25 protein-coding genes are annotated in these 24744 nt (G+C 61.5%); 16 read left to right on the top strand and 9 right to left on the bottom strand.

The annotated features are described in order from the left end of the window. Positions 1 to 113: 113 nt before the first annotated feature. On the top strand, positions 114 to 2402 hold the full coding sequence (metE, locus tag ASD95_RS05475) for a 5-methyltetrahydropteroyltriglutamate--homocysteine S-methyltransferase (RefSeq protein WP_056723146.1): 2289 nt from the start codon (positions 114 to 116) through the stop codon (positions 2400 to 2402). Positions 2403 to 2593: 191 nt separating this feature from the next. On the opposite strand, the gene ASD95_RS05470 is transcribed toward metE, so the two are convergent. The 7 genes from ASD95_RS05470 to ASD95_RS05440 form a co-directional block, all read right to left on the bottom strand. Then, on the bottom strand, positions 2594 to 3265 hold the full coding sequence (locus ASD95_RS05470; RefSeq protein WP_056723106.1) for a class I SAM-dependent methyltransferase: 672 nt from the start codon (positions 3263 to 3265) through the stop codon (positions 2594 to 2596). A gap of 112 nt (positions 3266 to 3377) precedes the next feature. Beyond that, positions 3378 to 3899, bottom strand: coding sequence for a hypothetical protein (locus ASD95_RS05465; RefSeq protein WP_056723103.1), 522 nt, complete (start codon positions 3897 to 3899; stop codon positions 3378 to 3380). Positions 3900 to 4002: 103 nt separating this feature from the next. Beyond that, complete coding sequence (locus tag ASD95_RS05460) at positions 4003 to 4524, bottom strand: methylamine dehydrogenase light chain (protein ID WP_008050506.1); 522 nt, start codon at positions 4522 to 4524, stop codon at positions 4003 to 4005. An 18-nt stretch (positions 4525 to 4542) separates the two neighbouring features. Next, a complete protein-coding gene (mauD, locus tag ASD95_RS05455; protein ID WP_056723101.1) occupies positions 4543 to 5169 on the bottom strand; it encodes a methylamine dehydrogenase accessory protein MauD in 627 nt (208 codons plus the stop codon). A gap of 5 nt (positions 5170 to 5174) precedes the next feature. Beyond that, positions 5175 to 5714: a MauE/DoxX family redox-associated membrane protein gene (locus ASD95_RS05450; RefSeq protein ID WP_056723100.1), complete on the bottom strand. Its 540-nt coding sequence runs from the start codon at positions 5712 to 5714 to the stop codon at positions 5175 to 5177. 11 nt (positions 5715 to 5725) lie between these two features. After that, the gene (locus tag ASD95_RS05445) at positions 5726 to 6874 is read right to left on the bottom strand and encodes an amine dehydrogenase large subunit (protein WP_056723097.1); all 1149 of its coding nucleotides are present in this window, start codon (positions 6872 to 6874) and stop codon (positions 5726 to 5728) included. Positions 6875 to 7097: 223 nt separating this feature from the next. Beyond that, on the bottom strand, positions 7098 to 8579 hold the full coding sequence (locus ASD95_RS05440; RefSeq protein WP_056723095.1) for a PAS domain-containing sensor histidine kinase: 1482 nt from the start codon (positions 8577 to 8579) through the stop codon (positions 7098 to 7100). Between the two features lie 321 nt (positions 8580 to 8900). Between ASD95_RS05440 and ASD95_RS05435 the strand changes: the two genes are divergently transcribed. The 9 genes from ASD95_RS05435 to feaR (ASD95_RS05395) all read left to right on the top strand — a co-directional run bounded on the left by ASD95_RS05435 (position 8901) and on the right by feaR (ASD95_RS05395) (position 16821). Then, positions 8901 to 10064 (top strand): acyl-CoA dehydrogenase family protein, encoded by a 1164-nt coding sequence (locus tag ASD95_RS05435; RefSeq protein WP_056723093.1) that lies wholly within the window; start codon positions 8901 to 8903, stop codon positions 10062 to 10064. A gap of 31 nt (positions 10065 to 10095) precedes the next feature. Continuing rightward, the gene (locus tag ASD95_RS05430) at positions 10096 to 10467 is read left to right on the top strand and encodes a hypothetical protein (RefSeq protein ID WP_056723091.1); all 372 of its coding nucleotides are present in this window, start codon (positions 10096 to 10098) and stop codon (positions 10465 to 10467) included. 3 nt (positions 10468 to 10470) lie between these two features. Beyond that, positions 10471 to 10941: a nuclear transport factor 2 family protein gene (locus ASD95_RS05425; RefSeq protein WP_056723088.1), complete on the top strand. Its 471-nt coding sequence runs from the start codon at positions 10471 to 10473 to the stop codon at positions 10939 to 10941. Continuing rightward, positions 10938 to 12086, top strand: a complete 1149-nt coding sequence (locus ASD95_RS05420) for an amidase (RefSeq protein WP_056723087.1) — start codon at positions 10938 to 10940, stop codon at positions 12084 to 12086. The genes ASD95_RS05425 and ASD95_RS05420 overlap by 4 nt, the downstream gene beginning before the upstream one ends. Positions 12087 to 12109: 23 nt before the next feature. Then, a complete protein-coding gene (locus tag ASD95_RS05415) occupies positions 12110 to 13393 on the top strand; it encodes an aromatic ring-hydroxylating oxygenase subunit alpha (RefSeq protein ID WP_056723085.1) in 1284 nt (427 codons plus the stop codon). Beyond that, positions 13390 to 13890, top strand: a complete 501-nt coding sequence (locus ASD95_RS05410) for an aromatic-ring-hydroxylating dioxygenase subunit beta (RefSeq protein WP_056723082.1) — start codon at positions 13390 to 13392, stop codon at positions 13888 to 13890. The genes ASD95_RS05415 and ASD95_RS05410 overlap by 4 nt, the downstream gene beginning before the upstream one ends. A 10-nt stretch (positions 13891 to 13900) precedes the next feature. Further along, positions 13901 to 14641 carry an SDR family NAD(P)-dependent oxidoreductase gene (locus ASD95_RS05405; protein ID WP_056723080.1) on the top strand — a complete coding sequence of 247 codons (741 nt, stop codon included), beginning with the start codon at positions 13901 to 13903 and terminating at the stop codon, positions 14639 to 14641. 156 nt (positions 14642 to 14797) lie between these two features. Then, positions 14798 to 15748: a PDR/VanB family oxidoreductase gene (locus tag ASD95_RS05400; RefSeq protein WP_056723078.1), complete on the top strand. Its 951-nt coding sequence runs from the start codon at positions 14798 to 14800 to the stop codon at positions 15746 to 15748. A 152-nt stretch (positions 15749 to 15900) separates the two neighbouring features. Beyond that, a complete protein-coding gene (feaR, locus tag ASD95_RS05395) occupies positions 15901 to 16821 on the top strand; it encodes a transcriptional regulator FeaR (protein ID WP_056723076.1) in 921 nt (306 codons plus the stop codon). A 152-nt stretch (positions 16822 to 16973) separates the two neighbouring features. Here feaR (ASD95_RS05395) and ASD95_RS05390 read toward each other — a convergent pair whose 3' ends face one another. Beyond that, on the bottom strand, positions 16974 to 17603 hold the full coding sequence (locus ASD95_RS05390; protein WP_053161157.1) for a response regulator transcription factor: 630 nt from the start codon (positions 17601 to 17603) through the stop codon (positions 16974 to 16976). A 259-nt stretch (positions 17604 to 17862) separates the two neighbouring features. Between ASD95_RS05390 and hpaC the strand changes: the two genes are divergently transcribed. Next, a complete protein-coding gene (gene hpaC / locus ASD95_RS05385; RefSeq protein ID WP_056723075.1) occupies positions 17863 to 18372 on the top strand; it encodes a 4-hydroxyphenylacetate 3-monooxygenase, reductase component in 510 nt (169 codons plus the stop codon). Positions 18373 to 18609: 237 nt separating this feature from the next. Continuing rightward, complete coding sequence (locus tag ASD95_RS05380) at positions 18610 to 18906, top strand: DUF6124 family protein (protein ID WP_056723073.1); 297 nt, start codon at positions 18610 to 18612, stop codon at positions 18904 to 18906. A gap of 239 nt (positions 18907 to 19145) precedes the next feature. Here the strand turns inward: ASD95_RS05380 and ASD95_RS05375 are convergent, their stop codons facing one another. Then, entirely contained in the window at positions 19146 to 20468 is a 1323-nt protein-coding gene (locus ASD95_RS05375; protein WP_056723071.1) for a hypothetical protein, read from the bottom strand. Between the two features lie 281 nt (positions 20469 to 20749). Here ASD95_RS05375 and feaR (ASD95_RS05370) point away from each other — a divergent pair, with 281 nt between their 5' ends. From feaR (ASD95_RS05370) to ASD95_RS05355, 4 genes are all read left to right on the top strand, one after another. After that, positions 20750 to 21658 (top strand): transcriptional regulator FeaR, encoded by a 909-nt coding sequence (gene feaR / locus ASD95_RS05370; RefSeq protein WP_056723069.1) that lies wholly within the window; start codon positions 20750 to 20752, stop codon positions 21656 to 21658. A gap of 454 nt (positions 21659 to 22112) precedes the next feature. Continuing rightward, entirely contained in the window at positions 22113 to 22445 is a 333-nt protein-coding gene (locus tag ASD95_RS05365; protein ID WP_223542451.1) for a hypothetical protein, read from the top strand. A gap of 328 nt (positions 22446 to 22773) precedes the next feature. Continuing rightward, the gene (locus ASD95_RS05360; RefSeq protein ID WP_056723067.1) at positions 22774 to 23163 is read left to right on the top strand and encodes a c-type cytochrome; all 390 of its coding nucleotides are present in this window, start codon (positions 22774 to 22776) and stop codon (positions 23161 to 23163) included. A gap of 48 nt (positions 23164 to 23211) precedes the next feature. Further along, the gene (locus ASD95_RS05355; RefSeq protein WP_056723066.1) at positions 23212 to 24702 is read left to right on the top strand and encodes an aldehyde dehydrogenase family protein; all 1491 of its coding nucleotides are present in this window, start codon (positions 23212 to 23214) and stop codon (positions 24700 to 24702) included. Positions 24703 to 24744 lie beyond the last annotated feature (42 nt).

The following is a 24744-nucleotide window of genomic DNA, read 5'->3' as shown; positions in this document are numbered from 1 at the left end:
TATGGCGTTATCGATCATGAGGAGAACTTGTGATCATCAAGATTAAAATGAGTTTGTCTCACTCACTGGCACTGTCGACAATGGCCCCATTGAACGCATTGGAGTTATTTGACATGGCTGTGGCCCATTCCCTTGGATTTCCGCGCATTGGTCGCGACCGTGAACTGAAAAAGGCGCAAGAGGCGTTCTGGAAGGGCGAACTCGACGAAGCCGGTCTGCGTACCGTGGGCCGCGACCTGCGCAAGACCCACTGGGACTTGCAGAAAAACGCCGGTATCGAGCTGCTGCCGGTTGGCGACTTCGCCTGGTACGACCAGGTCCTGACCCATTCGTTGATGTTCGGTGTGATCCCGGAGCGTTTCCGCCCGCACGATGGCAAGGCCAGCCTGCAAACCCTGTTCGGCATGGCCCGTGGTGTGAGCGACAGCTGCTGCGGCGGCGCGCACGCCCAGGAAATGACCAAGTGGTTCGACACCAACTATCACTACCTCGTCCCTGAATTCAGCGCCGATCAGCAGTTCCAGCTCGGTTGGGACCAGTTGTTCGAAGAAGTCGAAGAAGCCCGTGCACTGGGGCATAACGTCAAGCCGGTGATCATTGGCCCGCTGACTTACCTGTGGCTGGGCAAGGCCAAGGGCGCCGAATTCGACAAGCTGGAACTGCTGGATCGCCTGCTGCCGCTGTACGGCCAGATCTTCCAGCGCCTGGCGGCACAGGGTGTCGAATGGGTGCAAATCGATGAGCCGATCCTGGTGCTCGACCTGCCACAGGCCTGGAAGAACGCCTTTGAGCGGGCCTACAACCTGATTCAGCGTGACCCATTGAAGAAGCTGGTTGCCACTTACTTCGGTGGGCTGGAAGAGAACCTGGGCCTGGCCGCCAACCTGCCGGTGGATGGCCTGCACATCGATCTGGTGCGTGCGCCTGAGCAGTACCCGACCATCCTCGATCGCCTGCCGGCCTACAAAGTTCTGTCGCTGGGCGTGGTCAACGGCCGTAACGTCTGGCGCTGCGATCTGGAAAACACGTTGGCTACCTTGCAACATGCTCACGAGCGTCTGGGTGATCGCCTGTGGGTCGCGCCATCCTGTTCGCTGCTGCACAGCCCGGTTGATCTGGAGCGTGAAGACAAGCTCGATGCCGAACTGAAAAGCTGGCTGGCGTTTGCCGTGCAGAAGTGTGAAGAAGTCGCGGTGCTGGCTCAGGCTGTCAGCGAACCGGAAGCGCCGAAGGTGCTGCAAGCGCTGACTCACAGCCGCGCCGTGCAGGCCAGCCGTGCTGCGTCGCCACGCATTCATAAACCGGCCGTGCAGGCGCGGGTTGCTGCCATCACCGCCCAGGACAGCCAGCGTCATTCGCCGTTTGCCCAGCGTATCGAGAAACAGCGCGCCGGCCTTAACCTGCCCCTGTTCCCGACCACCACCATCGGTTCGTTCCCGCAAACCGCGTCGATCCGTCTGGCTCGCCAGTCGTTCAAGCAAGGCAAGCTGACCGAAGCCGAATATACCGAGGCGATGCACAGCGAGATTCGTCACGCCGTGCAAGTGCAGGAGCAGCTAGGCCTGGACGTGCTGGTGCACGGTGAAGCCGAGCGCAACGACATGGTCGAATACTTCGCCGAGCAAATCGACGGCTACGTGTTCACCCGTTTCGGCTGGGTCCAGAGCTACGGTTCGCGCTGCGTGAAACCGGCGGTGATCTACGGTGACCTGAGCCGCCCGAAAGCCATGACCGTGGAGTGGATCCGCTATGCCCAGGGCCTCACCGACAAGGTGATGAAGGGCATGCTGACCGGTCCCGTGACCATGCTGATGTGGTCGTTCCCCCGTGAAGACGTGAGCCGCGAAGTGCAGGCTCGTCAACTGGCTTTGGCCATTCGCGACGAGGTGCTGGACCTTGAAACCGCCGGGATCAAGATCGTGCAGATCGACGAGGCCGCGTTCCGCGAAGGCCTGCCGTTGCGCCAGGCGCAGTGGCAGCACTACCTGGACTGGGCGACCGAAGTGTTCCGCCTGTGCGCCTGCGGCGTGCGTGACGAAACCCAGATCCACACCCACATGTGCTACAGCGAATTCAACGATGTGATCGAGTCCATTGCCGCCATGGATGCCGACGTGATCACCATCGAAACCTCGCGTTCGGACATGGAACTGCTGGACGCGTTCGAAGCCTTTGCCTACCCCAACGAAATCGGCCCGGGCGTGTACGACATCCACTCGCCAAGGGTGCCGGACTCCACGGAAATGGCCAACCTGCTGCGCAAGGCCGCCAAGCGCATTCCCGCCGACCGCCTGTGGGTCAACCCGGACTGCGGCCTGAAGACCCGCGGCTGGCCGGAAACCGAAGCGGCGCTGGTGCACATGGTCAACGCTGCGCGCCACCTGCGTAAAGAATGGGCCTGACGCTTTAGTGGATGCGCCACTGAAACCTGTGGGAGCGGGCTTGGTCCGGGCGGCGATCCGACGAAGGCGGTGTGTCAGGCGACATCGATGTCGAATGTGCCGGTCTCTTCGCGGGCAAGTCGGATCGCCGCACCGCCGCTCCCACAGGGATTTTCGGCGGGCACAATAACTGTGTGCGTTGTTAAAACCACTCAGCGCCGTGGCTCGGCCACCAACAGCAATGACTGCGGCACGGGGCTTTGCGGGTGCTGTGGCTCCTGCAGGCTGGCAAGAGTAAATCCCGCCATGTCCAGCGCATTCAGCCAACTGGACAAGGTACGGAAATACCACGGCATGGGCTGCCACTGCCCCTTGAACGTGGAGAATGTCTCTTCCCGCCAGCCATCCTGATAATCGCCCGCCGCAGCCGCCCACGGGTGCAGCGTCTGGATCACCAGCGCGCCGCCAGGGGCGAGCAGGGTGTTCATGGCGGCGAGCAGGGGGATGATGTCCTGGTGCAGCAGGGCGAAGTTGGCGCAGATCAGGTTGTAGTCGCGGCCGATGTCGACTTTCGCTTCCAACAACTGTTCATAACTCGCCAAATGCACCGGCGCAGCGCCCGCCGCCCGCGCCGCCGCCACCAGCGTCCCATCGCCATCCACGCCGACCGCCTCGATACCCCGGGCTGTCAGCGCACGCAACAACCAGCCTTCGCCGCAACCCAGGTCGAGCACACGCTCGGGCTGACGACCCAGCACCGCCAGCACGATGGCCTGGTCGGTGACCTTTTGGCGGCTTTCGATGGTGCCCGAGCGTATGGCGTCGATCCAGGCCCGGGCGTTGTGGTGCCAACTGTCGAGGAGGGTGGTTTCGGGGGCTGACATGGTCGATGTCCGGCGTGATGGGTTGGATGAAAGGATAGGGCAAGGGTTCCGATCGTCCATTCTACTGGTTTGTTTTCAGCCGGTTTTACCCGGCACCAACGACAGACTGTCCTCAGTAGTTCATCCCGTCATCGATCGCGATGCCCTTGGCGCGCATGGCCTTGATCAACCCGCTACGGGTGCCGGGCAGGTTGAGCATGGTCTTGGCCCGTAACTCTGTGACTTCTTCGGTGGTGTAGGGCTGATAGTCGGCCGGCAGACTGTCGCCCGCCATGCCGTCTTTGCGCATCAGCCAGTTGAGCAAGTCCGCCAGTTGCGCGTTGTTCAGCGCCGACTGCGACATGCCCGGCACCCGCACGAGGAATTCTCGGCCACCGGGGACTTTCAGGAAGTTGCCGACAAAGCCTTTCATCCGTGGCGTGTCGTTGGCGGCCGAACCCGTGCCGTCGCCCAGGTGGCAACCGGCGCATTGCAGCTGGTAGTTCACGCCGACGCTGTAACCGGCCTGGGCAATCGGGGTTTGCAGTGATTCATTGCCCGGCGCGTGATGCTGGTTCGGGTCGGGAATGGCCCGGGCATAGGCGAGCGGGGCGCCAAGGGCGCAGACGAGACCGAGGAGTAGCAACTTGCGCATGACTGAGCACCTTTTGCTTGTTGCGGGCGAAAGTTAAAAAAACAGCCGGACAAAATAAAAAAGCCGCCGATTGCGCGAACAACCGGCGCAAAGCGCGTTTGTTTTAAACGGCGACGCCGCGGATGACCGAAACGGTGCAGTGATAGATGTGGGATTTGGCGGCCAGGCACCAGTTCACATCGTTGTTGTTGAACGGGCGGTAGGCCGGTTCTTCACTGTCGTTGCGGGTGCAGGCGCATTGGGCGCAGCTTTGCTTACCGCAGCAGTCGTTGTACGAAATGATGTAGTCCTTGCCGTCGGCCGGGTTGCGGCAGGTGCCGATCCAGGTCACTTGCGAGGCTTCGGTGCCCGGTGGGCAGGACGTCACCGACCCGCCGCAGCAACTGCACAGAAAGCCATCGATGGAACAGTAGCGCCAGTAGTCGCAACTGTTTGGATCACCCGGGTCGCCGGCCTGCGCGGGTTCCGCGGCCAGAGCCTTGCTGGTGCGGTCCAGCGGCAGCAGCAGGGGCAGGGCGGCACCGGCCACCATCAGCGAACCCATGCGTGCCAGCAATTTACGACGCGACGTGGTGTCGGCGACACGGCGGGACGAACGCTCAAACAACAGATCCAGCAGTTTCATAAAGGTCTCCCTGCCTTATCAGTGGCTATGGCCGTGGCTGTGGTCGTGATCGTGGGTGTGCGGTTGGGCATTGAGGTACTGCTGCAGCGTGGCGTGCTTCAAGTGCTCGACTTCAAACAGGCTGTCCAGGTGCTCGCGGGAGTTGACCAGGCCTTTGGCGCGCAGGGTGCCGGCCTTGTCGATCAACGCGGCGTACGGCAGCTTGCCGATCTGGTAGGTCATACCCACTTCCGGGCCGACCACATAGGTGGTGTCTTCGAGTTTATGTTCGCGGATCAGCGCTTGCTGGGCATCCATGTCGCCGTCGCTGACGAACACCACGTCGAGCGTGCCGGCCTGTTCCTTGGCGATGGACTTGATCGCCGGCAGCAGCGACTTGCAGATCGGGCAGGTCGGCGAGAGGAAGAACAGCAGTTGCGATTTCTCGCCGGCATAACCGAAGTTCACCGGACGACCGTGACGGTCGCTGGCAGTGACTTGCGGCGCGGGTTCATTGACCGCCACGCCTTTGTCGACCATCAACGCGCCGGCCGGCGCCAGGCGACCGTGCAGCACGCCAATCTGCCGCACCAGGCCCATGACGACAAATGCCACGGCCACCAGCAGCACCCAGAGCAGAACGTTGGAAACAATCAAGCCTTCCATTTCGATTACCTACCAATCAATTTGAGCAGAAGAGGGGAGTTCGCCAGCAGGCCATCGGCCGCGGCGTAGATGAGCAGCGCAACGGCGGCCGCAGCCAGGGTCACGAAGCCATCGAACAGGTTGAGGTCGCGGGCAACCGGCGCCACGCTGGCCACCAGCGCCAGTAGCACCAGCGCGCTGTTACGTGCCAGCAACACCGGGCGCAGCGGCTGTGCCTGGTCGGGGCCGGCACAACCGCAATCGATGTCGGCGCGACCGCGCCACAGGTTGATGCCGATGGCAGCGGCGTACAGCGCCAACAGGCTGGCGGCGCTCAACGCGGCATAACCACGGCTGACCGGCACCAGCAGGGCAAAGGCGATGGCCAGTTCCAGCAGCGGCACCAGCCGTGCCGTCGGGCGCACCAGCGCCTCGGGCAGCAGTTGATAGTCCGCCAGTTGCCGGGCGAAGCGGGCCGGCGCGCGCAACTTGTGGGTCGCGGCGTTGGCCAGCAACACCGCGATGGCGACGGCGCTGGCAATGATGAAGATCGGATCTGTGTGCATGGCCGAACCTCTTAGTAGCTCAGAACCTGAGTCGCGGTTTTGGCGACTTTCGGCATGCTGCCGGTGAGCTTGTTGGTCTTCAGATCGAAAATCTGCAAACCGCCTTCCACGTCGGTGCCAAGCAACAACGGCTTGTCGTCGCCAGTGGCCTGCATGCTCCACACCGGAACCGGGGCTTCCAGGGTCGCCACCTTCTTGTGGGTCTTGAGGTCAAACGCCCAGATCAACGGGCTCGGGTCTTCCCACTTCAACGGTTCGTGGGCGTCGTGCATCAGCACGTACAGGCGGTCCAGCTTTGGTGCCACGGCCATCAACTGCCAGCCCCCCGGCGCCCAACCGGCTTTCTTTTCCTCGTCGGAAACCAGCGACCAGGACGGCAGGACTTTCGGCGCATCTCCAGCGAAATCCACCGGGCGTACGGTGCCGGTCGTGGTGGTGAAGTAGTAGGTATCGCCGACGTTGACCGCGCGCTCTACCAGTTTTTCCGCGTTCGGATCAAAGAACGGCGTGCGGCTGCGCGCGGTTTCCTGGCCCTGATCGTTGAGGGTCACCACCTGCAGGCTGCCGTCGCCGCACAGCGAGGCGAAGCGGCGGTTGCCGACCGGGTAGTTGAGTACGCAACCGGGGATGGCGATTTCCGTGGCAACGGCCTTGGCCTGGGTATCGACCACGGTCACCGACGTCGACGGGGTGAAGTTGTAGACGTAGACGAACTTGTCGTCGCCGCTCGGCTTGAGCGAGTAACGCTGGGTCAGCGATTCGGCGCGCTTGTTCGGGATCAGCACTTCCCAGGCCGGCGACAGGGTCGAGCTGTCCCACGCGGTGAGCACGTCGGTGCGGGTGCCGCGGGTGCCACGGGAATACCAGATGTCCGCACTGTAGAGGGTTTTCTTGTCGTGACTGAGGGTCGACGGCGCCGCGAAACCGGTCGGCACCATGCCGAGGATGCGCTTCTGGTCCGGGTCGACCACGGTCACGCGGCCCGCCACGAAGCTGTCGAACTCGACGTCGATGACAAACGCGCGGTGAGCTTCGGGTGGAAACGCCAGAACGGTCTGGCCAATCGTACCGGCGGGCAAGTCCGCGCGGGCACTGTTCAAACCGAGTACAAGCAGGCTCAGGCCTAGCGCTGACTGTACGGAGATCCTGTTTGTTCGCATAAGGGGAACTTCCTGAATTGTTGGTAACGCGGATCGCGGGTGCTTTGGCAGATTTTTACCCTTTGATTCTGCCGTGCCCCGCGATCGCGAGAATTGCCCTGCCTGCCAAGTGTTTGTGTGTCTGTGCCAGTCGTATGGAAGAGCGAAAAGATCGCAGCCTGCGGCAGCTCCTACAGGGCAATGAGGTCCCCGTAGGAGCTGCCGCAGGCTGCGATCTTTTGCTTTAGACGAGGGAAGCGAGGGGAAGGGAGAAGCTGAAAACAGCGCCGCACGGCTCCAGGTTTTGCGCCCAGATATCGCCACGGTGGCGGCCGATGATGTTCTTGCACAGCGCCAGGCCGATGCCGTTGCCGCTGACCTTGGACGAGAAGAAGCCGTCGAACAGCTTCTCTTGTGCCTGGGCCTGGATGCCGCGCCCGCTGTCTTCAATGCGCACCAGGGCCACATCGTTCTCGCGGCTGGCATGGATACGCAACAAGCGTCGTTCGGTAGGCAGGTCGGCCATTTCTTCGATGGCGTTGAACGCCAGGTTGAGGATCACCTGGCCGATCAGCACCTTCTCGCAACTCACCCGCAGCGGTTCTGAGGCGGTGACTATTTCCACGCGCACCAGGCTCGGATCGGCCCGCAGGCTGATGAAGTAGCGGGTTTCGCGCAGTAGCTCATTAAGGTCGAGCAGCTCTTCGCTCTGCTCCAGCTTGACCACGTAATCGCGCACGCTCTTGATGATCACCGAGGCGTGTTCGATCTGCCGCACGGCGCTCTGCAAGCCCCAGGCGACGCCTTGATCGGTTTCGCCGGCGTTGCCCAGGCGAATCACCGCGCCTTCAATAAAGTTGCGGGTCGCCGCCAATGGCTGGCTCAACTCGTGGGCAATCGCCACGGCCATTTCACCCATGGCGTTGTAGCGCGCCAGGTATTCGAGTTTCTGCTCGCTGACCCGCCGTGCCTCTTCGGCCTGCACCTGTTCGGTCACGTCGCGGAACAGCAGCAGGTGGCCGACCAGATCGTCCTCGATCTCGATGTAGCGGCAGGTTGCGTCATGCCAGCGCCATTCGCCATCGCGGCGCTGCACCTTGTAATGCACGTTGAACGGCGCGTGCTTCGGTCTCTCCTGGGCAAGCTGTTGCAGCAGGCGCTGGCCGGATGCGTCGTCGCACCAGGCCAGGAAGTTCTTGCCCATCAGCTGGTGCACTTCGCTGTTGAGCAGGTGCGCGCCGGAGTCGCTGATAAAACCGATATCACCCTCGGGGCCGAGCACCGCCACGCCTTCGGCCAGGTCCTGCATGAAGGCCTTGAGCCGGCTCTCGAAACGCTTGAGGTCGCGCTTGACCTTGTCTTCCTTGGAAATGTCGCGGAACTGCACCATCAGCACATCGCGATCGTCCAGGTGCACCAGGGTCGCCACCGCCTCGGAAAGAATCTCCACCCCTTGCTTGGAGCGATAGCACCATTCGATGGCCCGTTGCCCGGTGCGCGCGGCGCCTTCCAGCCAGCGCAAGCCCACCGAGCGTCGGTACTTCGGGGCGTCGCGGGTCATGTCCGGGGCCTTGAGCGGCGTCAGTTCTTCCAGGGTAAAGCCCAGCGCCGCCAGGGCAGCGCCGTTGGCCCAGAGAATTTCCTTGGTGTGCGCGTCATGAAGAATGATGCACAGCGGCATGGCTTCGATCAGCGCATAAAAGTCGTTCGGTTTTGGCTGGTACATCGCACGGCCCCTGGCGGCAGAGATTTGCAGTATGGCGTTTTATACCTGCTCGCACAGCGGGATGCGCTCAGAGGTAATCGGTGGCGGGCTAGGGGATTTCTTTAGCGGGGGGGTTGCACGCACCAATAGTTGTGCCGGGACGCGGTTTTTACACTGGACCTCAATGCAAAGGCATCCACACATCTTCTCTGTAGGAGCTGCCGAAGGCTGCGATCTTTTGATGTTGATTTGTCGGGATCAAAAGATCGCAGCCTGCGGCAGCTCCTACAGGCAGGGGAGCAGCGGAGCCTACTAACAATAATCAAAACGGAGAACTAGCCCATGCTGCGTTCAGCTGTCGCGCAACAAGACCCTGTGTCCGCCCCGGTCGTGCCAATGGTAGAGAGTCAGCTATTCCAGCAAGTGCTGGATGAGGTTCGCCAGCGTCGCGAAGAATTCGACGCCGGCTCCCACGTGCCTCGGGACATGATCGAGCGCTTCAAGCAGGTGGGCATTTTTCGCGCCGCCACGCCGAAATGCTTCGGTGGTGACGCCCTGGCACCGGTGCTGTTCCTGGAAATGATCGAGCGCATCTCCGAAGCCGACGGCTCGGCGGGCTGGGTGGCCAGCTTCGGCAGCGCCGGTGTCTACCTGGCAGCCTTGCCACGGGAAACCCTGGCTGAGCTCTACGCCGAAAGCCCTGACCTGGTATTCGCCGGCGGCCTGTTCCCCTTGCAACCGGCCGAGACCGTGGAAGGCGGGTATCAGGTCAACGGCACCTGGAAATTCGCCAGCGGCTGTAAAGGCGCAGACCTGTTGGGCGTTGGCATCGGCGCTGCCGGCGGCAAGCCGCGCACCGCTGTGTTCCGCCCGGAGCAGGTCGACATCGTCGAGAACTGGGAAGTGGTCGGCCTCAAGGGCACCGGCAGCCATGACCTGCGAGTGAGCGATAAACGCGTTGATGAGCGCTGGACGTTCATCCGTGGCGGAGCCGCGACCATCGACGAACCGCTGTTCCGCTACCCGTCGATCGCCTATGCCGCGCAAGTGCTGGCGGTGGTCAACCTCGGCCTGGCCCGTGCAGCGCTGGACGAAATCAGCCGCATGGCTGGCGGCAGCGGCATCACCGGCGCGCCGAAATTGTCCGACCGCGCCTACGTGCGCATCGAGATCGCCAAGGCTGAAGCCAAGCTCAGCGCCGCCCGCGGTTTCTTCTACAACGCCACCGAACAGGTGTGGAACTCGATCCTGGCCGGCAACCCGGTCACCCCGGAGCAGACCAGCCTGTTGCGCCTGTCGGCGATTCACGTGTCCCAGGCCGGTGCCGAGGTGGTGCAGAGCGCCTACAGCCTGGCCGGCACCACCGCCATTTACCTGCGCCATCCGCTGCAACGCTACCTGCGCGACTCGATGGTGGTGACTCAGCACGCCTTCCTCAGCGAAGGCCTGTACGACGGCGCCGGCTCGGTGTTCCTCGGCGTGCCGCCGTTCCCGGGCTACATCTGAATCCCCATTACTTTTTCAAGGAATCGCACCCATGTCGCAAACCACCCAAGAACCATTGCGCGTCGTCTTCTGCATCGGCATCACCCAGAATTTTTTCGACCTGCCCACCGGCGAAGGCCTGAGCGTGTGGAAAGGCTTCAGCCAGATGATGGGTGACCTCGGCGCCATGCCCGGCATCACCGTGCTCGGCGCGATGGATGACGACCGCCTGATGGTCGGCCCATCCACCACCTCGCCCTGGACCGTGTACATCATGGCCGACGTCGACTGCCACCAGTCGGTAATCGACGCCTGCAACCTGTTCCGCACCACGCCGGTCGGCCAGTACAGCCTGTGGCGCTACGCCAGGATCGAAGCGCGCATCGGTCGCCCGCTGACCATTCCTGATGCGGCCAAGGTGTAAGCCATGAACGAGGCCTTGCTGCAGCGTCTGGCGACGCTCGAAGGGGAAAGCGCAGTGCGTCGCCTGATGGCGCGCTACATGGACCTGTGCGACGTGCCGCGGGCGGCGATTCATCTGAGTCAGTTGGCGCAACTGTTCACCGAGGATGCGATCTGGGAAGGCCTCGGCACCCAGACCGCACAGACCTTCGGTCAGCATCAGGGGCGTGAAGCGGTGGCGGCGTTTGTCGGCGGCTATCTGCCGCCGTCCGACCACTTCAAGCTGAACCTGCATTACCTCACCAGCGAGTCGATCGTGGTCGCCGGCAAGGCGGCGCAGGGGCAGTGGATCATGCAGCAGATCTCGACGTACGCCGATGGCCGCAACGAGTTGTTCGGCACGCGCCTGAACATCGATTTTCGTTGTGTCGACGGCGTCTGGCTGATCGCGCATTTCCGTACGCAACGGCTGTTCAACACGGAGCTGAATGCATGAGTACTTTCATCAGCGAATTCCTCCTCGGCGGCAACGGCAAGCGCGTCGCCATCAAGGATTCCATCGACATCGCCGGCCATCCGACCCGCTCGGGCAGCCGCGCCTTCGCCGATGCACCGGCGGCGACGAAAAACGCCGAAGTGGTCGATGCGATCCTCGACGCTGGCTGGCAGATCGTCGGCAAGACCAACTTGCATGAACTGGCGTTCGGCGTGACCGGCATCAACGACTGGACTGGCACACCGATCAATCCGCAAGCGCCGGATCGCGTTCCTGGCGGCTCGTCCAGCGGTTCGGCTTCGGCGGTCGCGGCAGGCCTGGCGGACATCGCCATCGGCACTGATACCGGTGGTTCGGTGCGCGTGCCGGCAGCCTGCTGCGGGATTGCCGGGCTCAAGCCGACTTATGGCCGTGTCAGCCGTGTCGGCGCCCATCCGCTGGAATCGAGCCTCGATTGTGTCGGGCCGTTCGCCAAAAGCATGGACGACCTGATCGCCGCGATGCAGGTGATCTGCCCGGGCTTTACCGCTCAAGGGTTGCCAGGTGACGGCGCCAGGGTCGGTTTTCTCGAGGTGGCCTGCGATGCGCATCTGCAAGCAAGTCTCGGAGCCGCCGCCGACCGCGCCGGATGGCGTCGCAACAACCTGCACCTGAGTGAATTCGAAGCGGCGTTCGCCGCCGGCCTGACCGTGATCAATTTCGAAAACTGGGCGGCGTTCGGTCACCTGACCGGCAAGGGCCTGATCGGCGCCGATGTGGAAATACGTTTGCTGGCGGCCAGCCGCACCACGCGCCAAGACCTGGCCGAAGCCGAAGCCGTGCGCACAGCGTTCACCCAACAAGTGGACGCGGCGCTGGAAGACTTTGCCGTATTGCTGCTGCCGACAATGCCGAGCCTGCCGCCGACCCTCAGCGAAGCCCGCGCCAGCAGCAAAGCCGTGGCCGGCATGACCTCGCTGGTTCGGCCTTTCAACCTCAGCGGCCACCCGGCCCTGACGGTGCCGGTGGAGCTCGACTGCGGCGGGCTGAAGGTCGGCCTGCAAATCGTCGGTCGCAAGGGTCAGGACGAACTGGTCTGCGCCTTTGGTGCGCAACTGCAACAGAGCATGGCCGGTGAGCGGCCTGGCTCTAAATCAAAATCATAAAAAGAAGCCATGAGGAGAACCGCATGAGCACTCATGAATATCAGCTGATCGCATCGTCGAAAAGCCCGGAAGACCTGGTCCGGCACGACCGCGTCGACGTCTCGCTGTACAACGACCCGGCGCTGTTCGAAGCCGAGCTGGACAAGATTTTCTACCGCACCTGGGTGTGGGTTGCCCACGAAAGCGAAGTGCGCAACAGCGGCGACTTCAAGACCGCCACCATCGGCCGTCGCCCGGTGATTGTCGTGCGCGACAAGAAGAACAACATCAACGTGCTGGAAAACCGTTGCCGCCACCGTGGCGCCACCGTGTGTGAGAAGCACAAGGGCAACGCCACCGGTTTCACCTGCCCGTACCACAGCTGGTCCTACGGCCTGGACGGCAAGTTGCGTGCGCTGCCGTATCCGGATGGCTACGAAGGCATCCTGGAGAAATCCGAATTGCCGCTGACCAGCCTGCGCGTCGAAAGCTACGCCGGCATGGTCTTCGCCAGCTACAACGACGAGATCGAACCGCTGGAAGACTTCCTTGGCGGCGCGAAACACTGGATGGACCTGTTCATGAAACAGGGCGCCGGTTACCCGATAAAGACTCAGGGCGAACACAAGTTCAGCTTCAAGGGCAACTGGAAGATCCAGCTGGAAAACACCACCGACGGTTACCATTTCCCGATCGTGCACAAGTCGTTCATGTCGTCGGTCGATGAAGAAACCTCGGAAATGCTCTCGTTCATGACCGACGAACAAGCCGTGACCCATTCGCTGGGCAACGGCCACAGCGTGATGGTCATGGTGCCGGAGCACGTCGATCTCGATCATGACGACGGCACCGAACAGTTGCAGGAACGCTTCGCTCACGTCACAGAAGAACTGTCGAAAACCCTGCCGGCCGATCAGGTGCGTCGCATCGTGCGCTCGCTGCACGGCGCCGGTTTCAACCTGAACTTGTTCCCGAACGTGGCGATGTCGATGTCGTTCTTCCGCGTACTGCGCCCGGTGTCGGTCAGCGAAACCGAGATCCGTCACGTGGCCCTTGGCATGGACGGCGGCCCGGAAATCGCCAACCGCGAACGCATGCGCATCCACGAACACTTCCAGGGCCCGTTCGGTTTCGGCAGCCCTGACGATGCCGAAGCCTGGGACCGCGTGCAGCGCGGCTCGTATGCCGGCGTCGATGCGCCAATCCTGGTCAACCGCGGCCTGAACCGCGAAATCACCGCTGAAAACGGCGACAAGGTCAGCCACGCCACCGACGAAGGCGGCATGCGCGGTGCCTACGACATGTGGAAAAGGATGATGAGCCAATGAGCAATCAAGACACCCTGAACGGTTTTTCCGGCCCGTTGGCCCAGGCCATCGAATTCATCTGGCGCGAAGCCGAACTGCTCGACCACAAGAACTACGCCGAGTGGGCGACCTTGTGGAGCGAAAGCGGTAAGTACATCGTGCCGATCGACCCGGACACCGAAGACTTCGAGGCGACCCTGAACTACGCCTACGACGATGCGCGCATGCGTGACCTGCGCATCGAACGCCTGACCGCCGGCTACTCGCCGTCGGCGGTGGACGCGGCGAAAACCATCCGCACCATCTCGCGTTTCCGCCTGGTGGAAGCGGCCGGCGACATCGTCGAAGTCAATTCGGCGCAGTTGCTGTACGCCTACAAGCGCGGCGTGCACACGCCGTTCGTGGCCGACCTGAACCACCGTATCCGCTTCACCGACGGCGTGCCGACCCTGGAGCGCAAAGTGGTGCGCCTGATCAACTCCACCGACAGCCTGAGCGCGCTCGGCTTCCTTTTGTGAGGGCAATATCATGAGTCGAGTAGCCCTTGTAACGGGTGCCTCGCGCGGACTGGGCGAGTGTATCGCCCGCCGTCTGCACGCCGCGGGTTATCGCGTCGGCCTGGCCGATGTGCGTCTTGATGGCGTGCAGCAACTGGCTGCCGAGCTGGATGGCAGCGGCGTTACTGCCGTGGCAATCGAGCTGGATGTGCGCAGCAAAGCCGACTTCCAGCGTGCTCGCGACCTGCTCACTGAGCAGTGGGGCGGCACCGACATTCTGGTGAACAACGCCGGCGTGTCGAAAGTCGCGGCGCTGATGGACATCACGCCGGAAGAGTTCGACGAGTCGATGGCGATCAACCTGCGCGGCACCTTTGTTGCCTGCCAGGTGTTCGGCGCGCACTTCGCCGAGCGCGGCTTCGGGCGCATCGTCAACATCGCGTCCCTGGCCGGACAGAACGGCGGCACCGCCACCGGCGCGCATTACGCGGCGGCCAAGGGCGGCGTGGCGACCCTGACCAAGGTCTTCGCCCGCGAGCTGGCGCCCCAGGGTGTGACGGTCAACAGCATCTCGCCAGGCCCGCTGGACTTGCCCGTGGTGCGCGAGACCGTGGCCCCGGAGCGACTGGAACAGATCCTGAAAATGATCCCGGCCGGCACCCTCGGTAATCCCGAGTTCATCGCCGACAGCGTGTTACTGCTGATCGCCGATAACGCGACCTCCGTGACTGGCGCGTGCCTGGACGTCAACGGCGGCTTGTTCATGCGCTGAGCGCTGGCCATGGATTTCTTGGCCGGACAAATGAACCCGTAGGAGCTGCCGAAGGCTGCGATCTTTTGATCTTGCTTCTAAAAGATCGCAGCCTTCGGCAGCTCCTACAGGGGTAGCAAGCGTGTTTAACACAAACAACAGTATTCAGGTGATGCAATGATGAAGGTGAAGATCGAAAGGATCGTCGACGAAGCGCTGGATATCCGTTCCTTTCGCCTCGTGCGCAGTGACGGCCAGCCGCTCGACACCTATGAACCGGGTGCCCACGTCGACCTGACCGGGCCGACCGGGGTGACCCGCCAGTATTCGCTGTGCAGCCCGCCACAGGATCGCCGTGCGTATCTGGTGGCGGTGAAGAAAGAAGCGCAGTCGCGCGGCGGTTCACTGGCGTTGCACGAGCAAGTGGAAGAGGGCATGGAGCTGGAAATGGGTGCGCCGCGCAACCTGTTTCGCCTCGATGAAACGGCCAGCGAACACGTGCTGTTCGCCGCCGGTATCGGCGTCACGCCGCTGCTGAGCATGGCCTACAAACTGGCGGAAAGCGGCCAGCCGTATCGTCTGCATTACTTCGCTCGTTCGGCGCAGTACGCGGCGTTTACCGAACTGTTGGCGACGAATTTCGCTGATAACGTGGAGTTCCACTACGGCGTTGAACCTGCGGATCTGGACGGCGCATTGAGCGAATGCCTGAACCGCGCCAATGCTGCGGCCCACGTCTACACCTGCGGCCCGGCGCCTTTCATGAACAAAGTGGTGGAAGTGGCGTCCCGCAGTCGCTCGGACGATGCCATTCACCTGGAACACTTCGCCGCAGACCCGGCCGCCAACAGCGCCCCGGCGGGCACCTTCGAAGTGGAACTGGCCAGTTCCGGCGTGGTGCTGCAAGTGCCGGCCAATGCCAGCCTGGTCGACGTGTTGCAGGCCCATGGTTGCGACATCGACACCGAGTGCCGCGAAGGCATCTGCGGTACCTGCATCGTCGAGGTGCTGGACGGCTTGCCGGAGCACCGCGACAACTGCCTGTCGAACAAGGAAAAGGCCTCCAACAAGCAGATCTGTGCCTGTGTATCACGGGCACTTTCCGCTCGTCTGGTACTGGACCTTTAAACCGAAAGTTCACTGGAAAGCTTGGGCCGGAGTCTGTTGAATGGGCGCCCGGCTGCCGTCGAAGGAGGAGATGGCTACAGAAATTACCGTTTTGACGAACCGCTCGATGAAGCGGTCGAAAAATAACAACAAAAACGTGAGGCTTTGCGGACATGATTACAGCATCGACGGTGCGCAACGAGGCGTTCGAAAGTTGGTTGAGCCAGGTGAACCAGGCCTGTGGGCGTTTCGATGCCCGGGCGCTGGACTCCGATTTCTATGGCGAACTGACAGAATTTCGCAGCGGCGCGATCAACCTGAGTGTGGTCGACATGGCGCACGTGCATTTGTACCGCACCAGCAAGGACGTCAGCACCAGCAGCGACGGCCACTACTACGCGGTGTTCCAGCTGCGTGGCAGCTCGCAACTGGAGCAGGGCGACAACCGCGCGCAACTGGGCTGTGGCGACATCGCCCTGATCGACGCCAGCCGTCCGAGCGACATGATCTACAACTACGATTGCCGACAGCTGTCGCTGATTTTGCCGCGCCAGGTGGTCGAGCGCGGTTCGCACTTCAATGCCGTCAACTGCGCCACGCGCATCGCGGCCGGCAGCCCCCTGGCGGCGATGGCCAGCAAGCTGGTGCTGGACACCAGCCAGCAGGACGGGCTGGAGATGCAGGAAAGCGAAGCCGTGCTCGATGCCCTGGCCAGCCTGTTGCTGCCGGGCATCAGCGCCCGCGACTGCGGTGCGGACGCCCACGAGCGGCAATTTCGCAAGATCATCGCCTTCATCGACGCGCACCTGAGCGACGAAGAACTGTGCCCCGAGCTGATTGCCCGTGAAGTCGGGATTTCCGTGCGCGGCCTGTACCGGATGTTCTCCAAGCGCGGCCTGGTGGTGGCGCAATACATCAAGCACCGCCGCCTGGACTTCTGCGCCGAAAACCTGCGCCGCGCCGATGTCGAACAGAAGCTGTCGGCGTTGTGTTATGCGTGGGGGTTTTCGGATTCGAGCTACTTTTCGTCGGCCTTCAAATCGCGCTTTGGCGTGTCACCAGGGGCTTATCGCAAGCGGTATAGCCAGATCTGAATCCGCCATTGATGTTGAATGTGCCGGCCCCTTCGCGAGCAAGCCCGCTCCCACATTGAATCTGCGGTGAACACAAAGTCTGTGTCCGGCCGAGATCAAAATGTGGGAGCGGGCTTGCCCGCGATGGCGGCCTGACGGCGAATACAGAATGATCAGTGCCGCACCGGCTCATCCACCGGCAAATGCAGCACCTCGCGCACCAGCATGGCGATGCTGCTCACGCCCATCTTCTCCTTGATCTTGGTACGGTGCACATCAACGGTCTTCACGCTGATGTTCAGCTCCCGGGCGATCACCTTGCTCGCCTTGCCATCGATCACCAGCATCAACACTTCCCGCTCACGGCTGGTCAACAGTGCCAACTTGCCTTGCAGGTTCTGACGCTGCTGCTGATCGGCCTGGGCGTGCACGGCGGTCTTCAGCGCGGCCTGGATGCGGTCGATCATCTGCTGCGGGTTGTAGGGCTTCTCGACGAAATCCAGCGCGCCGTTCTTCATCGCCGTGACCGACATCGGAATGTCGCCATGGGCCGAGACGAAAATGGTCGGCAGGGTGCTGCCGCGCTGGTTGAGGATTTCCTGCAGCTGGAAACCACTGGTTTCCGGCATGCGCACGTCGAGCACCAGGCAGGCGGGCTGCTTGGGGTCGTATTGGCTGAGGAACTCTTCGGCGCCGGCAAAGCACTGCGCCTGCACACTCACCGACTCCAGCAACCAGGCCAGTGAGGTTCGCAGGTCCTTGTCGTCGTCAACGATATAAACAATCGGTTTACGGATTTCCATCGGGGCTGCCACGAAAGTTTTCTAATTATTGTTTTCGCACGGGAGCGTGCGGCACGCATTGGCTCATCTTTCTGGAACCAGTATGCAGAATACCCACTGTGACCGGCCCTTGCGATAAAGAAACCACCTAGTCGACTAGCGGAAACCCAACCCTGCCATGGGGATCGTCAGAATGGTTGCGCCGCGCCCGCAGCCTTAGTCTTGTTCCATCACCTACGGGCCGCAAGATCGCGGCCCTCCTGAAGGAAGGGGCATCGACATGGCCGACCTGAGCCAGCAGCAAATCGACTTTCGCAACGCCATGGCGCAGCTGCCTGCCGCGGTGAACATCATCACCACCAACGGCCCCGGCGGTCGTTGCGGCATCACCGCCAGCGCCGTGTGCTCGGTGACCGACTCGCCACCTACGGTGCTGGTGTGCGTCAACCGCAACAGCGCCACCCACGACGTGTTCCGCACCAATGGCCACCTGTGCGTCAACGTGCTGTGTGGCGAGCAGGAAGAACTGGCCCGGCATTTCGCCGGCATGACCAAGGTGCCGATGGACGAACGTTTTGCCTGGGACCTGTGGGACGACGGCGCGGCCGATGTGCCGGTGCTGCGCGATGCCCTGGTGCAGCTTGAAGGGCGGATCAGCGAGTGCAAGGAAGTGGGCTCGCATTCGGTGATGTTCGTGGAACTGACGAAGGTGGGCGTGCGCGAACCGCGTGACAGCCTGGTGTATTTCAACCGCTTGTTTCATCGTGTTGAGCATGCCAGCGCGGCTTGATTGAGACCTTCTTTTGTAGGAGCTGCCGAAGGCTGCGATCTTTTGATCTTGCTTTTCTCGATCTAACAGAAAAGCAAGATCAAAAGATCGCAGCCTTCGGCAGCTCCTACGGATTGGGTGTGTATTGGTGGGTTGTTTAACAGCTGTAGGCGTCACTTCCTGCAAGCTACAGCGCCTTGCGTCGTTGCCTACAGGTACGCCAGAATCCGCCGGCTTGTGCGCCCTGGAGACCGAAGGATGTTGAAGGTTACCCCTGATCCATCGGACAACGACGCTTGTCCCAACCCGGCCCTGCACATCATGGCCACCCCGCACAAACCCTCCACGCTGTTCACCATCAACCCCGACATCGACACCGAAACCCTGCTGGCCCACGCCTGCGAATCGCTGGCCTCGGCGAACGTCATGGCCAATGACCTGGCGGGATTCCTGGAAGGCACGCACCGCAACACCCTGCTGGGCATCGCGCAAGTGATCATGCTGGGGGAGTTGGCGGTGAATCGGGCTTTGGATCAGGTCGATCGGCCCGGCTAACCACTAAACACTGTGGGAGCGAGCTTGCTCCGGGCGGCGTTCCGACGATTGCGGAGTGTCAGTCAGTGGAGATGTTGGATGTGATGGCCTCTTCGCGAGCAAGCCCGCTCCCACAGGGGATCTGCGGTGTACACGGATTTTGTGTGCAGCAGAAATCCAAATGTGGGAGCGGGCTTGCCCGCGAAGGCGGTGTATCAGGCACTGCAAATCTCAGATACGAAAGTTCCCCTCGGCCGAAATCAGAAACCGGTGGCGAACACCACCTGGGCGTAGACGTTCTTGTCGTTGTTACCCAGTTGGGTACCACCGTCTTCGGCGCTCTTGTCCGGCTGGTAGATGCCCACCAGTGGCATCACGGTCAGGTGGTCGTTGACGTGCCATTCGGCATACAGGTCGACTTCGTGGCCATCGGTGTTGCCCAGGTTGCGGTCGATGGTGTCGTAGTTGAAGTACATTGCGCCGATGTTGAGGTTCTCCAGCGGCGAGACTTTGAGCGTGACGTTCTGGATGCGCGAGTTGCTGTTGAACGGCCCGGCGTAGTTGCCCGCCACTTCGCCCTGGAACCAGGTGCCGTAGCCACGGCTGAAACCGTAGAACAGGGTGTCGTAGCCTTCCGAGAAGCGGCTGTAGCGGTAGCTGGCGCTCGGTGTCCAGACTGCGTCGGAGAAGGTCCAGCCGGCTTCCAGGTACCAGGCGTCTTCGCTGGAGGTGTTTGGTTTGTCCTGCTTGGCGTATTCACCGGACAGGAACAGGTCTTTCACCCCGGCGTTGCCCGCCGCACGCAGGCTGTAGGTCTTCATGCCGTCGCGTTCGAGCTGGATCGGCGAGGCGTACTGTTCATCGATATCGGTGGTCTTGATGAAGGTCAGGCCGACCGTGCCGGCCTCGGCCACGTGCTCCAGGGTGCCGACGTACATTTCGGTCTTGGCCTGGGCGCGGTTGTCGGATTTGAGCCACATCAGGTCGCTGCGCCAGCCTTCCTTGCCGCCCAGACGCAATACGGCGGTTTCGTCGAAGGCCTTGCGTGCCGCCAGGTAGTAGGCACCGCCACGGTTGAATTCGCCGTCGGCCAGGCCCTTGCCCATGTTCAGCGCGTCGCCGTCGATCAGGAAGCCGTCGCCGACCACAATGTTCTGTCGGCCGAAGGACAGGTCGACACCGTCACTGCCCAACGCGCCGAACAGATCGGCCGAGCGCCAGCCGAGGTAGGCGTCTTCGAACTTGGTGGTGCGTTCCGAACCATCGGTGAAGCCGGCGGCATCGCCATCGCCCCAGGTGCCGGAGCTGAGCATGTTCCCCGCGCCGTACGCGGTGCCCATACCGCCCAGGCCTTGATCGAAGCTCAAGCCGTATTTGATGTAGCCCTCGCGCCACGACGAGCTGCCTTCACTCAGGCGACCGGACAGGGCGTAGTTTTCCTGGCTGTGGAAAATGCCGAACACGGCTTCGAGGGTAGCGTTCAGATGGCTGTCGTCGTCGGCGTAGAGTTCATAGGCACCGGCATTGCCGGCACTGATCATCAGCGCGAGCGTCGAGAGACGAAGCAAGGGGGACTTGAGCATGGTGTGGCATCCGTTCTTGTTCTTGAGCGCAGGTTTGCGGTCTGTCCGGATACTAAGACGCGGCCATTGTTTGCCCTTTTCCCTGTTTGCCAATTAGTTGGTTGTGCATGCCAGATTGCATGGCGCGTTGCCACGACGCCGGTTCCTGGTGCGCGAAAACAGGCGCTGCGCAGCAATCGCGCACGGATGGGCATGGCCGCCGCGGTATTTCGCGGTGGCCAGCGACAGGAACGAAAAGTGCAGGACGCCTCGCAGCGACTAATGCAATGGATGAGGCTGCGATGAGCAATGCACAACAGGTCGAGCGCTTTGATCAATGGCTCGACAAGGTCAATCAGGTGTGCGGGCGCTTTGGTGCCAATGTGTTGGGGACGCAGTTTGCGGGCTCGATCGATGAGTACCGCAGCGGTGAGCTCAAGATGAGTTTTGTCGACGTGGCCCAGGCCCGACTGTTCCGCACGCAGCATGAGATCGATCAGGGCGAAGACTCGCATTATTACGCGGCGTTCCAGCTGGCCGGCGAAGCCGTGATGGAGCAGCAGGGCAGTTGCATCACTCTGTTGCCGGGGGATATCACGCTGATCGACTCCACGCGCCCAAGCAACTTTGTCTACCGCAACAACGCCCGTCAGTTGTCATTGATACTGCCCAGGGAGCGAGTGGAGCAGCAGCTGCGCTTCACCACGGTCAAACCCGCGCAACGCATTCAGGCGTCGGCGCCGATGGCGGGGCTGGCCCAGCGCCTGATCCTCGGTTCAACGGAACAAGGCCTCAGTCACACAGAAAGCGAAGCGACGCTGGACGCGGTGATCAGCCTGCTGCGTCCGGCGATGGGGGCGAGCGAGTTGGACGACTCACCCCAGGTGCGCACCTTCCGCAAGGCCTTGCGCGTTATCGATGAGCACATTGGTGACGAGGCGCTGTGCCCCGAATGGCTGGCGACCCAGGTGGGCGTCTCCGTGCGCGGCCTGTACCGGCTGTTTTCCCGACACGGCCTGGTGGTGGCGCAATACGTGAAAAACCGTCGCCTCGACCTTTGCGCCGAACAACTGCGCCATGCCCGGGGCGAGGGCAAGCTGTGTGCACTGGGCTATGAGTGGGGCTTTAACGATTCGAGCTATTTCTCTACGGCGTTCAAGGCGCGGTTTGGCGTTTCGCCGGGTGAGTATCGGAAGCGGTATACGAATTGAGTGGTCCGGTCAGGATCCCGTCACGCAATGGCAACCGATCAGCAAGGTTGCCGTCCGTCGCCTTTTTAAAAAGCTAAAATGCAAATTCAAAAAAGATACTTTGGAAAAAGAAAGAAATTTCCTACTCCGACCTACAGAAGGCCGACGCCAGCATCGTTCGCTTTGTGGTTAACGTTTATTTTGTTTTTAAAAGCTTATAAAAACTTATCGATGTAATGATGCTTTTACGATGTTGATAAGCAAAAAAATATTCCGAATGTCCTGTGCGAACCCTCCTTTTATATTGAGTGAAATCTCCTACGTGTAAAAGAAATCGTTTCTTGCGCTCTGTTTTGAAAGTTATTAAAAGCAAATGCGTCACTTGATTTTGGTGGCGTTCTCTCTAATAGCGAGTAATCAAAAATGAAATGCGAAAATTTTTGGGACGTTCCTTGTTTTGACGATGAGCTTGAATATGGCTCATCTCCGCGTATTGCCGAAGGCCTTGGGGCACAAAGTGGCAGAGGATGTGACGGTGGGTGTGGCAGGAATGCTATACCTGACCCTGCAAAGAGACTTCATGATGTTAAATATACAAAGCTACGAAATACTTTATTTTGACTCCAGTAGTGTGGAGGTTTCGAAGAGCGGCAGGTCGATAATGCGTTCACCATCTTTAGCGGTGGCTCTGGCCAAACTAAAAAACTACAAGAATGTTTCAAAGGCAGAATTTGATGAGGTGTTGTCAGAGTATGGCTTGAATCCGGAAGCGGATTACGAGCTTTTAGAGTTGAAAAAGCTCAAGTAGTCATCACCTGATTGGCTAGTACAAGTGTTGGTCTCGCAAATCTGCACTGCATAAATTGAGTGCACCTTCCGGTAGGAGCTGCCGCAGGCTGCGATCTTTTGATCTTGCTGTCGACGATATCGAGAGCATGAAGATCAAGAGATCGCAGCCTGCGGCAGCTCCCGCGCAATCTGGCACAACCGCCAACACAACTGGCACGCAGGGCAAAACCTGCGTGCCGGCGACCACCGACAATCCCTACCAACCTGCCGAAGCACCGTTGCCTCGGCATTTTTAGTGTTGGTGTTCGCCTGCCGGCGGGCGCATGGATTTTCAAGGTCGTTTTCCTATGTTCACTTCGCTGCGTGTGCCCCTGATCGGTTTGCTGTCCTTCACCCTGGTCCAGACGGTGTCCGCCGCTGAGTGTGCCCCGGACACGCGCCGTGGCGGCGAAGTGTTTGCCACCGAGTGCAGCGTCTGCCACGCGGTGACCAAGGGCACGACCGGCATGATGGGGCCGAACCTGTTCGGTGTGTATGGGCGCAAGTCCGGCTCGCTGGCGGGTTTCAGCTACTCCCAGGCGATGCGCGACAAAGACGTCGACTGGCTGGCCGAGAACATCACGCAATTGATCACCCAGCCCCAGGCCTTCGTGCCGGGTACCTACATGCCCTATATGGGCCTGGCTTCCGCCGACGACCGCCAGGCGGTCGCGTGCTTCCTCAAAGAACAACACTGATCAGGCCGGATTGGCGCCTGAACAACTCGTCTGAATGAAAGGTGAATTATGAGCAACGTTGAAATCCTGCCCCAGGTTGCTGCATTCCTTGCACGTCGCCACGGCTGCTTCATCGATGGCCAGTGGGTGCTTGCCGAGGGTGACAGCATCGCCGTGGTCAACCCGGCCACCGGGCAAACCCTGTGTGAAACCCTGGATGCGCCGCTGGAACTCGTCGAGCGCGCCGTGCAGTCGTCCCACAAGGCGTTCAAGTCCGGTGTGTGGTCGAGCCTGCGCCCGGCGGACCGTGAACGCATCCTGCTGAACTTCACCCGCCTGGTCGAAGAACACGCCGAAGAACTGGCCCAGCTGGAAACCCTGAGCCAGGGCAAGTCGATCAACATGGCCCGCGCGCTGGACCTCAACGCCACCGTGGAATTCATGCGCTACATGTCCGGCTGGGCGACCAAGATCGAAGGCCAGACTTTCGATGTGTCGATCCCGCTGCCACCGGGCGCCAAGTTCACCGCGTTCACCAAGCGCGAGCCCGTGGGCGTGGTGGTCGGTATCGTGCCGTGGAACTTCCCGCTGCTGATCGCCGCCTGGAAACTGATGCCAGCCCTGGCCACCGGTTGCACGGTGATCATCAAGCCGGCCATGGAAACCCCGCTGACCGCCATGCGCCTGGCTGAACTGGCTATGGAAGCCGGCATCCCGGCCGGCGTATTCAACGTGGTCACCGGTGGCGGCGCCTCCGTTGGCGGCGTGCTGACCGCGCATCCGTTGGTGAGCAAAGTGTCGTTCACCGGTTCCACCGCCGTGGGCAAGAGCGTCGGCGTGGCGTGCATGGAAAACATGACGCGCTTCTCCCTGGAACTGGGCGGCAAGAACCCGATGATCGTGTTCGCCGATGCCGACATCGAAAAAGCCGTGCAGGGTGCGATCCTCGGCGGCTTGCTGAACAACGGCCAGGTCTGCGCGGCGGCCTCGCGCTTCTACGTGCACCGCTCGATCCACGACCCATTCGTCGAAGCCCTGGCCGCCGCCGTCTCCTCGATGCCGATTGGCGCCGGCATGAATTGCGACGCGGCCATCAACCCGCTGGTGTCGCGCAAGCAACAACAAAGCGTGCTCAAACACATCGAACTGGCCCGCCAGCAAGGTGCGCGGGTGGTGACTGGCGGCGAGTTGCTGGAAGGCGACGGCTTCTTCGTGCAGCCGACCATCCTGGCGGACATCGACCACAGCATGGCCGTGGCCCGTGAAGAAGTGTTCGGCCCGGTATTGGGCGTGATGCCGTTCGACGACGAAGACGCCGTGATCGAACTGGCCAACGACAACCGCTACGGCCTGGCCGCCAGCCTGTGGACCAACGACCTGGGCAAAGCCATGAACCTGGTGCCACGCATCGAAGCCGGTACGGTCTGGGTCAACGCCCACGTGCTGCTCGACCCGGCGATGCCGTTCGGTGGCGTCAAGCAATCGGGTATGGGCCGTGAGTTCGGGCGTGCGATGATCGAGGCTTACACCGAGCTCAAGTCGGTGTGTATCGCCCATTGATATACCTGTAGGAGCTGTCGAGTGCCACGAGGCTGCGATCTG

Source organism: Pseudomonas sp. Root71 (assembly GCF_001429045.1).
In the GTDB taxonomy this organism is placed as follows: Bacteria; Pseudomonadota; Gammaproteobacteria; order Pseudomonadales; family Pseudomonadaceae; genus Aquipseudomonas; species Aquipseudomonas monachiensis.
The sequence above is the reverse complement of the archived record's forward strand: the minus strand, read 5'-3'. Positions and strand labels throughout refer to the sequence as shown.

What these genes read in the sequence shown, in the direction of transcription:
- metE (WP_056723146.1), top strand. Translation starts at nt 114, where the DNA reads ATGGCTGTGGCCCATTCCCTTGGATTTCCGCGCATTGGTCGCGACCGT.
- ASD95_RS05470 (WP_056723106.1), bottom strand. Translation starts at nt 3,265, where the DNA reads ATGTCAGCCCCCGAAACCACCCTCCTCGACAGTTGGCACCACAACGCC.
- ASD95_RS05465 (WP_056723103.1), bottom strand. Translation starts at nt 3,899, where the DNA reads ATGCGCAAGTTGCTACTCCTCGGTCTCGTCTGCGCCCTTGGCGCCCCG.
- ASD95_RS05460 (WP_008050506.1), bottom strand. Translation starts at nt 4,524, where the DNA reads ATGAAACTGCTGGATCTGTTGTTTGAGCGTTCGTCCCGCCGTGTCGCC.
- mauD (WP_056723101.1), bottom strand. Translation starts at nt 5,169, where the DNA reads ATGGAAGGCTTGATTGTTTCCAACGTTCTGCTCTGGGTGCTGCTGGTG.
- ASD95_RS05450 (WP_056723100.1), bottom strand. Translation starts at nt 5,714, where the DNA reads ATGCACACAGATCCGATCTTCATCATTGCCAGCGCCGTCGCCATCGCG.
- ASD95_RS05445 (WP_056723097.1), bottom strand. Translation starts at nt 6,874, where the DNA reads ATGCGAACAAACAGGATCTCCGTACAGTCAGCGCTAGGCCTGAGCCTG.
- ASD95_RS05440 (WP_056723095.1), bottom strand. Translation starts at nt 8,579, where the DNA reads ATGTACCAGCCAAAACCGAACGACTTTTATGCGCTGATCGAAGCCATG.
- ASD95_RS05435 (WP_056723093.1), top strand. Translation starts at nt 8,901, where the DNA reads ATGCTGCGTTCAGCTGTCGCGCAACAAGACCCTGTGTCCGCCCCGGTC.
- ASD95_RS05430 (WP_056723091.1), top strand. Translation starts at nt 10,096, where the DNA reads ATGTCGCAAACCACCCAAGAACCATTGCGCGTCGTCTTCTGCATCGGC.
- ASD95_RS05425 (WP_056723088.1), top strand. Translation starts at nt 10,471, where the DNA reads ATGAACGAGGCCTTGCTGCAGCGTCTGGCGACGCTCGAAGGGGAAAGC.
- ASD95_RS05420 (WP_056723087.1), top strand. Translation starts at nt 10,938, where the DNA reads ATGAGTACTTTCATCAGCGAATTCCTCCTCGGCGGCAACGGCAAGCGC.
- ASD95_RS05415 (WP_056723085.1), top strand. Translation starts at nt 12,110, where the DNA reads ATGAGCACTCATGAATATCAGCTGATCGCATCGTCGAAAAGCCCGGAA.
- ASD95_RS05410 (WP_056723082.1), top strand. Translation starts at nt 13,390, where the DNA reads ATGAGCAATCAAGACACCCTGAACGGTTTTTCCGGCCCGTTGGCCCAG.
- ASD95_RS05405 (WP_056723080.1), top strand. Translation starts at nt 13,901, where the DNA reads ATGAGTCGAGTAGCCCTTGTAACGGGTGCCTCGCGCGGACTGGGCGAG.
- ASD95_RS05400 (WP_056723078.1), top strand. Translation starts at nt 14,798, where the DNA reads ATGATGAAGGTGAAGATCGAAAGGATCGTCGACGAAGCGCTGGATATC.
- feaR (WP_056723076.1), top strand. Translation starts at nt 15,901, where the DNA reads ATGATTACAGCATCGACGGTGCGCAACGAGGCGTTCGAAAGTTGGTTG.
- ASD95_RS05390 (WP_053161157.1), bottom strand. Translation starts at nt 17,603, where the DNA reads ATGGAAATCCGTAAACCGATTGTTTATATCGTTGACGACGACAAGGAC.
- hpaC (WP_056723075.1), top strand. Translation starts at nt 17,863, where the DNA reads ATGGCCGACCTGAGCCAGCAGCAAATCGACTTTCGCAACGCCATGGCG.
- ASD95_RS05380 (WP_056723073.1), top strand. Translation starts at nt 18,610, where the DNA reads ATGTTGAAGGTTACCCCTGATCCATCGGACAACGACGCTTGTCCCAAC.
- ASD95_RS05375 (WP_056723071.1), bottom strand. Translation starts at nt 20,468, where the DNA reads ATGCTCAAGTCCCCCTTGCTTCGTCTCTCGACGCTCGCGCTGATGATC.
- feaR (WP_056723069.1), top strand. Translation starts at nt 20,750, where the DNA reads ATGAGCAATGCACAACAGGTCGAGCGCTTTGATCAATGGCTCGACAAG.
- ASD95_RS05365 (WP_223542451.1), top strand. Translation starts at nt 22,113, where the DNA reads ATGGCTCATCTCCGCGTATTGCCGAAGGCCTTGGGGCACAAAGTGGCA.
- ASD95_RS05360 (WP_056723067.1), top strand. Translation starts at nt 22,774, where the DNA reads ATGTTCACTTCGCTGCGTGTGCCCCTGATCGGTTTGCTGTCCTTCACC.
- ASD95_RS05355 (WP_056723066.1), top strand. Translation starts at nt 23,212, where the DNA reads ATGAGCAACGTTGAAATCCTGCCCCAGGTTGCTGCATTCCTTGCACGT.